General features: G+C 74.8%; 15 protein-coding genes. 11 read left to right on the forward strand and 4 right to left on the reverse strand.

Features of this window, described 5'->3' with window-relative positions:
- The 5 genes from ybeY to V6V16_RS16120 all read left to right on the forward strand — a co-directional run bounded on the left by ybeY (position 1) and on the right by V6V16_RS16120 (position 4,454).
- Positions 1–474, forward strand: a complete 474-nt coding sequence (gene ybeY / locus V6V16_RS16100; RefSeq protein ID WP_334562908.1) for an rRNA maturation RNase YbeY — start codon at positions 1–3, stop codon at positions 472–474.
- The gene (locus V6V16_RS16105; RefSeq protein ID WP_334562958.1) at positions 450–1,862 is read left to right on the forward strand and encodes a hemolysin family protein; all 1,413 of its coding nucleotides are present in this window, start codon (positions 450–452) and stop codon (positions 1,860–1,862) included. The genes ybeY and V6V16_RS16105 overlap by 25 nt, the downstream gene beginning before the upstream one ends.
- Positions 1,855–2,241 carry a cytidine deaminase gene (locus tag V6V16_RS16110; protein WP_334562910.1) on the forward strand — a complete coding sequence of 129 codons (387 nt, stop codon included), beginning with the start codon at positions 1,855–1,857 and terminating at the stop codon, positions 2,239–2,241. The genes V6V16_RS16105 and V6V16_RS16110 overlap by 8 nt, the downstream gene beginning before the upstream one ends.
- Positions 2,242–2,293: 52 nt before the next feature.
- Positions 2,294–3,190: a GTPase Era gene (gene era / locus V6V16_RS16115; protein ID WP_334562912.1), complete on the forward strand. Its 897-nt coding sequence runs from the start codon at positions 2,294–2,296 to the stop codon at positions 3,188–3,190.
- A gap of 178 nt (positions 3,191–3,368) precedes the next feature.
- Positions 3,369–4,454: an acyltransferase family protein gene (locus V6V16_RS16120; RefSeq protein ID WP_334562914.1), complete on the forward strand. Its 1,086-nt coding sequence runs from the start codon at positions 3,369–3,371 to the stop codon at positions 4,452–4,454.
- On the opposite strand, the gene V6V16_RS16125 is transcribed toward V6V16_RS16120, so the two are convergent.
- Positions 4,441–5,268, reverse strand: a complete 828-nt coding sequence (locus V6V16_RS16125; RefSeq protein WP_334562915.1) for a DUF4097 family beta strand repeat-containing protein — start codon at positions 5,266–5,268, stop codon at positions 4,441–4,443. The genes V6V16_RS16120 and V6V16_RS16125 overlap by 14 nt on opposite strands.
- A 101-nt stretch (positions 5,269–5,369) precedes the next feature.
- On the opposite strand from V6V16_RS16125, the gene recO reads away from it, so the two are divergent.
- From recO to V6V16_RS16150, 5 genes are all read left to right on the forward strand, one after another.
- On the forward strand, positions 5,370–6,212 hold the full coding sequence (gene recO / locus V6V16_RS16130; RefSeq protein ID WP_334562917.1) for a DNA repair protein RecO: 843 nt from the start codon (positions 5,370–5,372) through the stop codon (positions 6,210–6,212).
- Positions 6,213–6,220: 8 nt separating this feature from the next.
- Complete coding sequence (locus tag V6V16_RS16135; RefSeq protein ID WP_334562960.1) at positions 6,221–7,021, forward strand: isoprenyl transferase; 801 nt, start codon at positions 6,221–6,223, stop codon at positions 7,019–7,021.
- Between the two features lie 64 nt (positions 7,022–7,085).
- Positions 7,086–7,271 carry a hypothetical protein gene (locus V6V16_RS16140; RefSeq protein ID WP_334562918.1) on the forward strand — a complete coding sequence of 62 codons (186 nt, stop codon included), beginning with the start codon at positions 7,086–7,088 and terminating at the stop codon, positions 7,269–7,271.
- Between the two features lie 239 nt (positions 7,272–7,510).
- On the forward strand, positions 7,511–7,705 hold the full coding sequence (locus V6V16_RS16145) for a thioredoxin reductase (RefSeq protein ID WP_334562919.1): 195 nt from the start codon (positions 7,511–7,513) through the stop codon (positions 7,703–7,705).
- Positions 7,702–8,484 (forward strand): pirin family protein, encoded by a 783-nt coding sequence (locus tag V6V16_RS16150; protein WP_334562920.1) that lies wholly within the window; start codon positions 7,702–7,704, stop codon positions 8,482–8,484. The genes V6V16_RS16145 and V6V16_RS16150 overlap by 4 nt, the downstream gene beginning before the upstream one ends.
- 194 nt (positions 8,485–8,678) lie before the next feature.
- Here the strand turns inward: V6V16_RS16150 and gndA are convergent, their stop codons facing one another.
- Positions 8,679–10,121, reverse strand: coding sequence for an NADP-dependent phosphogluconate dehydrogenase (gene gndA, locus V6V16_RS16155; RefSeq protein ID WP_334562961.1), 1,443 nt, complete (start codon positions 10,119–10,121; stop codon positions 8,679–8,681).
- Positions 10,122–10,523: 402 nt separating this feature from the next.
- On the opposite strand from gndA, the gene V6V16_RS16160 reads away from it, so the two are divergent.
- Complete coding sequence (locus tag V6V16_RS16160; RefSeq protein WP_334562922.1) at positions 10,524–10,760, forward strand: hypothetical protein; 237 nt, start codon at positions 10,524–10,526, stop codon at positions 10,758–10,760.
- Between the two features lie 71 nt (positions 10,761–10,831).
- Here V6V16_RS16160 and V6V16_RS16165 read toward each other — a convergent pair whose 3' ends face one another.
- Positions 10,832–11,632: an energy-coupling factor transporter transmembrane component T family protein gene (locus V6V16_RS16165; RefSeq protein WP_334562924.1), complete on the reverse strand. Its 801-nt coding sequence runs from the start codon at positions 11,630–11,632 to the stop codon at positions 10,832–10,834.
- Positions 11,629–13,044 carry an ABC transporter ATP-binding protein gene (locus tag V6V16_RS16170; RefSeq protein ID WP_334562926.1) on the reverse strand — a complete coding sequence of 472 codons (1,416 nt, stop codon included), beginning with the start codon at positions 13,042–13,044 and terminating at the stop codon, positions 11,629–11,631. Before V6V16_RS16170 ends, V6V16_RS16165 begins: the two co-directional genes overlap by 4 nt.
- Positions 13,045–13,098: the final 54 nt, after the last annotated feature.

The raw sequence follows: 13,098 nt of genomic DNA on the forward strand, positions 1-13,098 counted from the left end.
TTGTCCATCGAGATCGCCAACGAGTCCGGTGTCGAGGTCGACACCGACGCCGTGCTCGCCGTCGCCCGGCACGCCCTCGACGAGATGGGGGTCAACCCCCTCGCCGAGCTCTCCGTGCTGCTGGTCGACATCGACTACATGACCGAGCTCAACCACCGGTGGATGGGCGGCGACGGCCCGACCGACGTGCTCGCCTTCCCCATGGACGAGGGCAGCGTCGACCACGGGCCCGGCGAGTCGTCCGCCGCCGGCGGGGAGCCGGCGCTGCTCGGCGACATCGTGCTCTGCCCCGAGGTGGCGGCCAAGCAGGCGGCCACCGCCGGCCACGCCTCGGCCGACGAGCTGCACCTGCTCACCGTGCACGGCGTGCTGCACCTGCTCGGCTACGACCACGCCGAGCCGGAGGAGGAACGGGAGATGTTCGCGCTCCAGGCCCGGCTGCTGGCGAGCTGGCGGTCGACCCGGTCCCGGTGATGACCACCCCGACACTGGCGGCCGGCGCCACCGGCCTGCCCGACCTGCAACTGCTGGTCTCCGCGGCCGGCCTGGTGGTGCTGGCCGGCCTGATCGCCATGACCGAGGCGGCGCTCGCCGCGGTCTCGCCCGCCCGCGCCGCCGAGCTGGCCCGCGACGGCGTGCGCGGCGCGCGGACGCTCCAGGCCGTCGCCGGGGACGTCGTCCGCCACCTCAACCTGCTGCTGCTGCTGCGGCTGCTCGCCGAGCTGACCGCGACCACCCTGGTCGCGCTGGTCGCGGTGGACACCTTCGGCGCGGGCTGGCGCGCGGCCCTGATCACCGCCGGCGCGATGACCGTGATCAGCTTCGTGGTGGTCGGGGTCGGCCCGCGGACCATCGGCCGGCAGCACGCGTACGTGGTCGGGCGCTCCGTGGCGCCGCTGGTCCGCTGGCTGGGCCGGGCGCTCAACCCGCTCGCCTCGCTGCTGATCCTGATCGGCAACGCGGTCACCCCCGGGCGCGGCTTCCGGGAGGGGCCGTTCGCCACCCAGGTGGAGCTGCGCGAGCTGGTCGACCTGGCCGAGCAGCGCGGGGTCGTGGAGCACGGCGAACGACAGATGATCCACTCGGTCTTCGCGCTCGGCGACACCATCGCCCGCGAGGTCATGGTGCCGCGTACCGAGATGGTGTGGATAGAGGAGCACAAGACGCTCTCCCAGGCGCTGGCGCTCTTCCTGCGCTCGGGCTTCTCCCGGATCCCCGTCATCGGCGAGAGCGTCGACGACGTGCTCGGCGTGCTCTACCTCAAGGACCTGATCCGGCGCACCCAGGGCGGCGCCCCGGCCGACCGGCAGCTCCCGGTCGCCGAGCTGATGCGCCCGGCCACCTTCGTGCCCGAGTCCAAGCCCGTCGACGACCTGCTCTCGGAGATGCAGGCCGCCCGCAACCACCTGGTCATCGTCGTCGACGAGTACGGCGGTACCGGCGGGTTGGTCACCATCGAGGACATCCTGGAGGAGATCGTCGGCGAGATCACCGACGAGTACGACGTCGAACGTCCCCCGGTCGAGCACCTCGACGACGGCGCGGTGCGGGTCACCGCGCGGCTCCCGGTGGAGGACATCGGCGAGCTGTTCGACACCGAACTCCCCACCGACGAGGTGGAGACCGTCGGGGGCCTCCTCGCCCAGTCCCTGGGCCGCGTCCCGATCCCCGGGGCGCAGGTGGAGGTCGCCGGGCTCCGGCTGGTCGCCGAGGGCACCACCGGCCGGCGCAACCGGATCGACACCGTGCTGGTGAGCCGGGCGGAGTCCACCGACACACAGAACGGCCCCGGCCGCGGCGAGCACGCCGAGCCCCGGGACGACCCGAACCGATCCGAGGAGAGGCAACCCGCCGATGCCTGAGTCACCCGCCGTACCGGCCGCCCGGCCCACCCCGTCCGACCCGGTCCAGCTCAGCGCCGAGGACGGCAAGCTGGTCGTCCTGGCCCGGGGCGCGCGAGGCCGGATCGGCGCCGTGGAGGGCGCGGCGGTACGCGACCAGGACGGTCGGACGTACGCCGCGGCCAGCGTCTCGCTCCCCTCGCTGACGATCACGGCGCTCCAGCTCGCGGTGGCCTCGGCGGCGGCGGCCGGCGCGACCCGGCTGGAGGCGGCCGTGGTGGTGACCGAGGCGTCGACGCTGGACGGCGCCGGGCACGCGGCGGTGCGCGACCTCGCCGCCGACGCGCCGGTCCACGTGGCCGCCCCGGACGGCACGGTGCTGGGCACGGTGGTCGAGTGAGCGGGCACCCCGGCGCGGCACGCCGCGCCACCGACGGGCGGGGCGGGGCGGCGTGAGCGACCTCCAGCCGCGCCCCTACCGGGCGGGTTTCGCCTGTTTCGTCGGCCGGCCGAACGCCGGCAAGTCGACGCTGACCAACGCGATCGTCGGGCAGAAGATCGCCATCACGTCCAACAAGCCGCAGACCACCCGGCACATCATCCGGGCGGTGCTGCACCGCCCGGAGTCCCAGCTGGTGCTGGTCGACACCCCGGGCCTGCACCGCCCCCGCACGCTGCTCGGCGAGCGCCTCAACGACCTGGTTCGGCAGACCTGGAGCGAGGTCGACGTGATCGGCCTCTGCATCCCGGCGGACGAGCCGATCGGGCGGGGCGACCGGTTCATCACCGGCGAGCTGGCCGAGCTGAAGGCGACCGTGCTGGCGGTGGTGACGAAGACCGACCTGGTGGACCGCAAGCGGCTGGCCGAGCAGTTGCTCGCGGTCAGCGAGCTGGGCGAGTTCGCCGAGGTGGTGCCCGTCAGTGCGGTCTCCGGGCACCAGGTGGACACCCTGGTCGACGTGATGACCGGCTACCTGCCCGAGTCGCCGCAGCTCTACCCGGACGACATGCTCACCGACGACCCGGAGCAGGTACTGGTCGCGGAGCTGATCCGGGAGGCCGCCCTGGAGGGGGTCCGCGACGAGCTGCCGCACTCCATCGCGGTGGTCGTCGAGGAGATGATCCCGGAGGGCCAGCTCATGAAGATCTACGCCGACCTGTACGTCGAGCGGCCCAGCCAGAAGGCGATCGTCATCGGCCACCGGGCCAGCCGGCTCAAGCACGTCGGCACCACGGCCCGCCGGCAGATCGAGGAGCTGCTCGGCACCCGGGTCTACCTCGACCTGCACGTCCGGGTGGCCAAGGACTGGCAGCGGGACCCGAAGCAGCTGCGCAAGCTGGGCTTCTGACCCTCCGGCCTCGACGGGTCGCGCCCGAACGGGGCGCGGCCCGTCCGCGGTCCGTGATCGGTGTCGGTCGGTCCTATGTGGGATTTCACGTCCCGGCGGGGCGGTGGCCGTTTGCCGCCGTCGATCCGGAGGGTAGGGGAAGGACAGTCCCCGAGCCCCCGGACATAGATGCAGGCTGATGCGAAACCGATACCTGGACCTGCTCCGCTTCCTGGCCATCGTTCGAGTGGTCGTCTACCACGTCACCGGCTGGGCCACGCTGACCCTCGTCTTCCCGGCGATGTCGGTGATGTTCGCGCTGGCCGGCTCGCTGATGGCGGCCTCGCTGCACCGCTGGGGTCCGGGCGCGGTCGTCCGCCGGCTGCGCCGCCTGCTGCCGTCGCTCTGGGTGCTCGCGGCCGTCTTCGTGCCGGCCATGCTGCTCACCGGATTGCCGCTGAGCCCCAGGGTGCTGCTCTGGCTCTTCCCGATCGCCGACCCGCCGGCCAACGGGTGGGGCGCGATCGCGCTCAGCGTGATCTGGTACCTGCGCGACTACCTCTGGTTCGTGCTCGCCTCGCCGGCCGCGCTCTGGCTGTTCCGCCGCGCCCCGGTGCCCACCCTGGTCGCCCCGTACGCCCTGCTGGCCGCCCCCGAACTCGGCCTGCTCCCGGCGCTGCCGGTGGCGCTGCACCAGTTCGGGCTCTACTTCGGCGCCTGGCTGCTGGGCTTCGCGCACCAGGCCGGGATGCTACGCGCGCTGACCAACCGGGTGCTCGTGCCGGTCGCGCTGGCCCTCGCCGCCGCCGGGGCCGCCTGGCTCGTCACCCACCCCGGCCCCCGCGGGTACGACCTCAACGACAATCCCCTGGGCAACGCCCTCTGGTCGGCGGCCTTCGTCCTCGTGCTGCTCGGCCGGGGCCCCGCCAGCGCGCCCTGGGTGGACCGCGGCGCGGCGTTCGGGCGGGTGGTGACCGTGGTCAACCGGCGGGCGCTCACCGTCTACCTGTGGCACATGCCGTTCGTGGTGGCGCTCACCCCGCTGGTCGACGTGGTGGGCTGGTCGCACCAGGACCCGCTCGGCCTGGCTGTCCGGGTGGTGCTGGTCTTCGCGCTGGTCGCGGTGGTGACCGCCCTGGTCGGCTGGGTGGAGGACGTGGCCGCCCGCAGGCCGCCGGAGCTGGTTCCCGGCGGCGCGCGCCCCGGCCCCGCGACCGGGCGGGCAGCGGTGCCGGCGCCCCGCGCCGCCCGGGAGCCGACGACCGTCGAGATCAGCGCTGGGTGAGCGTCTGGTTTCCGCTGTCGGTGGAGATGTCCAGCACCAGCGTCGCGGCCGGGTCGTGGGTGACCCCCAGCCGGGCGCCGCCGCCGCCGGTGCGGGAGCGGACCTGGTAGCGACCGGCCGGCACGACCAGCTCGACGTCCCCGCTGGAGGCGTGCGCGCGCGCCGAGGCGGGGGCGGCGAGGTCGAGCGTGACGTTGCCGGAGTCCGCCTCCGCGTCGACCCCGGCGCCGAGCCGGCGCCCGGTGATGTCGCCCGAGCCGGTCTGCAGCGTCACCTCGGCCGTCGCGTCCTCCACCTCGACGTTGCCGGAGCCGGTCTTGACCCTGACGGTGCCCGCGGCGCGGCTCACCGCGACGTCACCGGAGCCGGTCTCGGCCTGGACGGCGGCGGAGCCGGAGACCCGGATGCTGCCCGAACCGACCTTCATCTCCACCGGGCCGACCTTGCTCAGGTTGACGTCGCCCGAACCGGTCTCGCCCGTCACGCGCACCCCCTCGGGGACGGTGACCTCGTAGGAGACGCTGCAGTCGTTGCCACAGTCGGTGTCCAGCACCAGCTCGTCGCCCTTGATCGCGTACTTGGTGTCGGGCTGGCCGCCGTGGTAGCGCAGCACCCGCTTGATCCGCACCTCGCCGGCCGTGCCGATGCCACGCACGGTCACGTCGCCGGCCCCCGGAAGCACCCGGACGGCGCTGATCCGGGCCGTCTCGGTGTTGTCGTAGTCGAGCCGGCGGGAGGCGAGATTGTCGCAGCCGGACGAGACGATCAGGGTGGCGGCCACGGCGAGCGTGGCGGCAGCGCGGTACTGGGCCATGGGGGCACGCTACGAGGCGGGCCGGGCGGCGCGCATCGGGGTTGTCACGCGCCCGCACCCCGAGCCGACCCTGATTCCGCACCCCGAGGGAGAATGGTCCGATGGCCGGGTACCGCCGACAGCTCTACCGCGACGACGCGGTGGTCCTGCGCGTGCAGAAGCTCGGCGAGTCCGACCGGATCATCACCCTGCTCACCCGCCGGCACGGCCGGCTGCGCGCGGTGGCCCGGGGGATCCGCCGCACCACCAGCAAGTTCGGCGCCCGGCTGGAGCCGTTCGGGCACGTCGACCTCCAACTCGCCGGCGACCCCAAGGGCAACCAGGGCAGCTCGCTGCACACCGTCAGCCAGGTCGAGGGCATCGACCTCTACGGCAAGCGGTTCCTCGGCGACTATCCCCGCTACACGGCCGCCAGCGCGATCGCCGAGACGGCCGAGCGGCTCACCCCCGTCGAGCGGGAGCCGTCGCTGCGCCTGTTCCAGTTGACCCTCGGCGCGCTGCGGGCGCTCGCCGAGGGCAGCCACGCCACCACCCTGGTGCTCGACGCGTACCTGCTGCGCGGCATGACGCTCGCGGGCTGGGCGCCGGCGCTGACCGCCTGCGCCGTCTGCGGCACCCCGGGGCGGCACCGGGCGTTCTCCGTGCCGGCCGGCGGCGCCGTCTGCCCGGACTGCCGGCCGCCGGGCGCCGCCCATCCCGCCCCGGCCACCATCGACCTGATGTCGGCACTGACCACCGGCGACTGGCGGATCGCCGACGCCACCGAGACGGGCGTACGCCGGGAGTGCAGCGGCCTGGTCGCGGCGCACCTGCAGTGGCACCTGGAGCGCGCGCTACGCTCGCTGCCGCTGGTCGACCGGGGTGCCCCGGCGGCCGGTCCGGTCCCGCAGCCGCGTGGCGTCGGGCCCGGTGCGGACGGTGTGAGCAGGGGGAGAACCGAGTGATCCGATCGATGAGGGCCGGCCGGCGCGAGCCGCTGCCGCCGACACCGCACCCGTCGGGCGCCCGACCGCCGGCGCTGCCCGCCGAGGCGGTGCCGCGGCACGTCGCCGTGGTGATGGACGGCAACGGCCGGTGGGCCAAGGAGCGCGGGCTGCCCCGCACCAGGGGCCACGAGGCGGGGGAGTTCTCCCTCTTCGACACCATCGAGGGCGCCATCGAGCTGGGGATCCCCTACCTGTCGGCGTACGCCTTCTCCACCGAGAACTGGCGGCGCTCGCCGGACGAGGTCCGGTTCCTGATGGGCTTCAACCGCGACGTGATCCGCCGCCGCCGCGACCAGCTGGTCGACCTGGGGGTCCGGGTGGTCTGGTCGGGCCGCTCCGGGCGGCTCTGGAAGAGCGTCATCTCCGAGTTGCAGACGGCGGAGGAGATGTCCCGGGGCAACTCGACGCTGACCCTCCAGTTCTGCGTCAACTACGGCGGCCAGGCCGAGATCGCCGACGCCGCCGCCGCCATCGCCCGCGACGTCGCGGCGGGTCGGCTCGATCCGGGGAAGGTCACCGAGAAGACCGTCGCGAAGTACCTCTACCACCCCGAGATCCCCGAGGTGGACCTCTTCCTGCGCCCGTCCGGCGAGGAGCGCATCTCCAACTTCCTGCTGTGGCAGACGGCGTACGCCGAGCTGGTCTTCCTCGACACGCTCTGGCCCGACTTCGACCGCCGCCACCTCTGGTACGCCTGCGAGCTCTACGCGCGGCGGGACCGGCGCTTCGGCGGCGCGCTGCCCAACCCGGTCGCCCCGTCGGTCTGAGGCTTACCGGCCCGCCGTACGGGGTACCACCTCGGTCAGCAGCCACCGACGGAGGTGAACCCACATGATCCAGAAGCGTATTGCCCAGTGGGCGATGATGGCGGTCGCCGTACCGCTGGCGGCGGGCGGCGCGCGCCGGCTCAGCCGCACGCTGGAGGCCCGCCGCGGCCCGTCCGGGGTGAGCCGCCTGCTCACCCGGGGCGCCGACATGCTCCGGCCCCGGAAGGCCAAGCGGCGCCGCTTCTTCTGACCGGCCGGCCTCGTACCCCGAACCCCCGACCCGTCCGCCGATCACGCCCGTGCCGCGCCGGCGCCTCCTAGCGGGGCGCGCCGCCCGGCACGCGCGCGTGATCGACCGCCGGCTCGGGGGTTCGGGGTTTCACGGGTGGGTGGGGGCGGGGCTGCCTAGGATCGGGGAGCGGGGCGGGTTGCCCCGGGCCGCGTCGAGCCTCGGGGGTGGGGATGCGGGATCTCCGGTACAAGATGATCATGGCTTTGAACGCCGCCGACCTCGGCGACCCGATCTGCGCGCAGGTGGCCGAGATCTGTGCCGAGATCGCCGAGCAGCACTGCGCCGAGCTAGGCCACGCGCCGCGGCTGCGCTCCGGCGAGATCGGCGAGCTGGCCACCGGCGAACCGGCGCTCACCTGGGCGCCCGCCGAGACCGGGCAGCGTGCCTGGTGACGGCGTCCGGCGCCGCGCCGACCGCCCCCGCGTCCTCGGTCGACGTGCGGCGGGCCGAGGAACGGTTCGCCACCCGGATCTCCTGGCTCGACTCGAAGCACTCGTTCTCGTTCTCCCGGCACCACGACCCCGCCAACACCCACCACGGGGTGCTGCTGGTCAACAACGACGACGTGGTGCGGCCGGGCGCCGGCTTCGAGACCCATCCGCACCAGGACATGGAAATCGTCACGTGGGTGCTGCGCGGGTCGCTCGTGCACCAGGACTCCACCGGCCACTCCGGCGTGATCTATCCCGGGCTGGCGCAGCGGATGAGCGCCGGCACGGGCATCCTGCACTCCGAGAAGAACGACGCCTGGCGTCTCGACGGGCGTGACCCGCACACCGATCCCGTCCACTTCGTGCAGATGTGGGTGCTCCCGGACGAGCAGGGCGTGGAGCCCGGCTACGAGCAGCTGGAGATCGGCGGCCAGCTCCTGCGGGGCGCCCTGGTGCCGGTGGCCTCCGGCATGGACCGCTACGACGGAGCCTCGGCGATCCGGATCCGCAACCGCTTCGCCACCCTGCACGCCGCCCGGCTCGACGCCGGCGACGAGGTCACCCTCCCGGACGCGCCCTTCGTCCACCTGTACGTGCCGGCCGGAGCGGTCACCCTGGAGGGCAGCGGGCCGCTCGGTACCGGGGACGCCGCCCGCCTCACCATGACCGGCGGACGGCGGGTCACCGCCACCGAACCCACCGAGATCCTGGCCTGGGAGATGCACACCACCCTCCCCTGACCCCACCCCACCCACCCCACCCACCCCACCCCACCCACCCCCCACCCCCACCCCCGCCCCCGCGCGCCCTCACGCCCCCCGCCTCGGCGATCTTGCACTTTCGGCCCGGGCCGGTTCCCTTTTGCGCGTTTCGCCCGGGCAGAAACTGCAAGATCGCCGAGCCGAGAGGGCGGGGGCGGGGGCGGGGCGGGGGGTCAGGCCTCTGTTTCCTGGCGGTCGGTGGGCCAGCGGGTGTGGAAGGTGCCGTCGCGGTCGACGCGCTGGTAGGTGTGCGCCCCGAAGTTGTCCCGCAGCGCCTGGATCAGGGCGGCCGGCAGCCGATCAGCGCGCAGCGCGTCGAAGTACGCCAGTGAGGAGCCGAACGCGGGGGCGGGCACCCCGGCCCGGGCGGCCTCGGCCACCACCCGTCGCCAGCTCGGCACGCCGTCGTTCACGGCCTCCGTGAACCACGGCGCGACCAGCAGCGTCGGCAGGTCGGGCCGCTCGTCGTACGCCTGGCGGATGCGGTCGAGGAAGCGGGCCCGGATGATGCAGCCGCCCCGCCAGATCGTCGCGGTGCCGCCCAGGTCGATGCCCCAGTCGTACTCGCGGGAGCCGGCCCGGATGTGGTCGAAGCCCTGCGCGTACGCGACGATCTTCGAGGCGAGCAGCGCGCGGCGGACGTCCTCGACGAAGGTGTCGGAGTCCTCGACCCGCCACGCCTCGCCCGCGTCCGGGAACGCCCGCCGGGCCGCCTCGCGTTGGTCGGCGTGCCCGGAGAGCGACCGGGCGAAGGTCGCCTCGGCGATGCCGGTGATGGGGATGCCCAGGTCGAGCGCGCTCTGCACCGTCCAGCGACCGGTGCCCTTCTGCTCGGCACGGTCCAGCACGACGTCGACGAACGGCCGCCCGGTCGCCGCGTCGGTGTGCGCGAGCACGTCGGCGGTGATCTCGATCAGGAAGGACTCCAGCTCGCCCGCGTTCCAGCCCCGGAAGATCTCCGCGATCTGCGCCGGCTGCGCGCCCAGGCCGGCCCGCAGCAGGTCGTACGCCTCGGCGATGAGCTGCATGTCGGCGTACTCGATGCCGTTGTGCACCATCTTGACGAAGTGCCCGGCCCCGTCCGGCCCGATGTGCCGGCAGCACGGCACCCCGTCCACCTGGGCGGCGATCCGCTCGAAGATCGGCCCGAGCGTGCGGTACGACTCGGCGGACCCGCCCGGCATGATGCTCGGACCACGCAGGGCGCCCTCCTCGCCGCCGGAGACGCCGGTGCCGACGAAGTGCAGGCCGTGGGCCCGCAGCGCCTCCTCCCGGCGGCGGGTGTCGACGAAGTGCGCGTTGCCGCAGTCGACCACGATGTCGTCGGGGTCGAGCAGCGGGACCAGCTCGTCGATCACGGCGTCGGTGGGGTCGCCCGCCTTGACCATCACGATGACCGCCCGGGGTCGCTCCAGCGACGCGACGAAGTCGGCCATCGACTCGGCGGGCAGGAACGTCCCCTCGCCGCCGTGCTCGGCGACGAGGCCGCGGGTGCGCTCCGGCGAGCGGTTGTGCACCGCCACCGCGAAGCCGTTGCGGGCCAGGTTGCGGGCGAGGTTCCGGCCCATCACCGCCAGCCCGGTCACGCCGATCCGCGCCGTCGCCCGCTCGGCCATCCGCCCGCCGCCCTCCGCCGTCGCCACCTGTCGTGGTGACCGTATCGCGGGCGGAGTCGCGCGGATGCCGGGTTGGGCAGGCCCGCGCCCCGCCGTCGGACCCGGGCGCGGATCGTGCCGGTAATTCGGGTGCGGACGGGCGGCCCGGCGGTTAGCGTGTGGGCATGCGCATCTGACGCCCCACCTCCGTGCCGACCCGCCGCCCCCGCGGCCGCGGGTCCGCGTGCTCCCGGGCGTCCGCATTCCGCACCTGCCGCCGAAGCGGCGGTGTTCCTCGTGGTCGGTCCCGGGCAGCAGTCCCGATCCCGCCCGACCGTCGCGCGACGGTCGCCGAACCAGAGCGGGCCCAGCCACCGGCGGTCGAGCCGGCGGCGCGCGAGCCCGCAGACCAAGGAGGCACCGATGCCCGCCAGGCGCAACCCGAAGAAGTCCCGTACCACCCTGCCCACGCCGACCGTCGCGGACCTGACGCCGGTCAACCTGGACGACGTGGCGGTCGCGGCGGTCACGCCGGTGCCGTCGGTCGAGCGGCCGGCGGCGCCGAAGGCCGGCCCGCCGGTCTCCGGCGCCGGCCGCTCCGGCACGCTGCGTGGCCAGAAGGCCGGGCAGGCCCGTCGGTACGCCTTCCGGCGCAGCTGACAGTGCCGGCCGGGTGGGGCCGTCGTCACCGGCGGCTCCACCCGGCCCGCCAGCCGCCGCGACGGGCGGCGTCAGCCGATCAACGGGCGGAACGTGCCGAGCAGCACGCTGACGCTCAGCGCCGCCCCGGCGAGTGCCGCCGCGCCGACGATCAGCAGGCCGTCGGCGGCGCCGAAGCGCTGGCGGCGGGCGACGGTGCGCGGGGTGCCCGCGTCGAAGCCCCGGGCGTCCATCGCCACGGCGAGCCGGGTGCCCCGGCGGATCGCCCCGACGAGCAGCGCGAAGGCCGTCGAGGCGAACAGCCGCAGCTTCGCCAGCGGGTTGCGGCCGGCCTCGACCCCCCGGGCCCGCCGGGCCATGGAGATCATCTGCCACTCCTGCCCCAGCAGCGGCACGAGCCGGAACGCGGCCAGCGCCCCGATGGCGAAGCGGGCCGGCGCCTTCGCGTTCTGGATCAGCGCGTCCGCCAGGTCGGTCGGGTCGGTGGTGGCGAAGACGATCACGCCGGGCAGCGCCACCGCGAACATGCGCAGCACCAGGCCGAGCGCGGTGAGCAGCACCCCCGACGTCACCACCGCCGGGCCGGCCTCGAAGAGCACCCGGCCGGAGCGCTCGGCCGCGAACAGCACCAGCGTCACCACGACGCCGACCGCGCCGACGAGCAGCGGCCAGGCCCGCCGGGCCAGGACCCGCGGGCGGACCCCGAACAGCGGCAGCACGGCCAGCTCGACGGCGATGGCGATCGCCGGGGCCACCGGGTCCAGCGTGGCGATCAGGACGAACGAGAACACCAGCGCCGCGACGAGCTTGGCCACCGGGTTGCGCCGGGCCAGCGGCGCCTCCGGCGCGGCCACCGGCTCGAAGTCGATCACGATCGCTCCAGGGTGAGGCGGCGGTCCGCCAGGGCGGCGACGAAATCGGCGTCGTGGGTGACGGCGACCAGGCCGTGCCCGGCGTCGCGCAGCTCGGCGAAGAGGTCCACCAGCTCCAGCCAGGTTCGCCGGTCCTGGCCGAAGGTCGGTTCGTCGCAGACGAGCAGGCGGGGCGCGGTGGCCAGGGCGGTCGCCACGCTCAGCCGCCGCGCCTCGCCGCCGGAGAGGGTGTACGGGTTGGCCGCCGCGAGCTTCGTCAACCGCAGCCGGGACAGCAGCCCGTCCACCGTGGACCGGACCGCCGCCTCTGGCCGGCCGGTGCGGCGCGGGCCGAGTGCCAGCTCGTCGAAGACGGTGTTGGTGACGAACTGGTGTTCCGGGTCCTGGAAGACCGAGCCGATCCGGCGGGTCAGGGCCGGGGCGCGCCAGCGGTACGGGGGAGTGCGGGCGTCGCCGCCGGCCAGCGCCGTCGTCGCCGCGACCCGGCCGGCTCCGGGCTTGAGCAGGCCACCGAGCAGCAGTGCGAGGGTCGACTTGCCGGCGCCGTTCGGCCCGAGGACGGCGAGCGCCTCGCCGGCGCGTACCGCCAGGTCGACGGCGGCCAGCCGGGGCGGCAGGCCGAGCCCTTCGGCGGTGAGCAGCACGTCGCCGGCCGGCGAGGTGGCGTGACGGGGCGGTACGGGCCGGCCGGGCACCCAGACCCCCTCGGCGGCGAGCGCGTCGCCGTGCCCGCCGAAGACGGCCTCGGGCGTGCCGTCCGCGCGGACGCCGCCGGCGGGTTCGAGCACGACCACCCGATCGACCAGGGGCAGGGCCTCGGCGACCCGGTGCTCGACCAGGATCAGCGTGGTGTCGGCGTCCAGCGCGCCGGCCACCGCCGCCCGGATCAGCGCCGCGCCGGTCGGGTCGAGATTGGCGGTCGGCTCGTCGAGCAGCAGCAGCCCGGGGCGCAGGGCCAGCACGCCGGCCAGGGCGAGCCGCTGCTGCTCGCCGCCGGAGAGGGCGGCCGTGGGGCGGTTCCGGGGGTACGGGAAGCCGACCCGGGCGAGTGCCTCGTCGACGCGGGGCCAGATCTCCCCGGCGGGGATGCCCCGGTTCTCCAGGCCGAAGGCCACGTCGTCGCCGCTGCGGGCCATCACGAGCTGGGTCTCCGGGTCCTGGAAGACGACGCCGACCCGCTCGCGGCCCTTGCGGGGGTCGAGCCCGTCGATCTCGACGGTGCCCTCCTGCTCACCCGAGTCCTCGGGCAGCAGTCCGGCCAGCGCGGCGAGCAGCGTGCTCTTGCCGGCGCCCGAGGGCCCGAGCAGCAGCACCCGCTCGCCGGCCTCGACGCGCAGGTCCACCCCGCGTACGGCCCAGGCCCGGCGGCCGGCGTGCCGCCACCCGAAGCCCCGCAGCGTCACCGCCCCCACCGGGCTCCTCCCTCCTCGCGTCGCGGATCCGGCCCCGGCCCGGTGATGTCGACC

The organism is Micromonospora sp. CPCC 205561 (assembly GCF_036906775.1).
In the GTDB taxonomy this organism is placed as follows: domain Bacteria; phylum Actinomycetota; class Actinomycetes; order Mycobacteriales; family Micromonosporaceae; genus Micromonospora.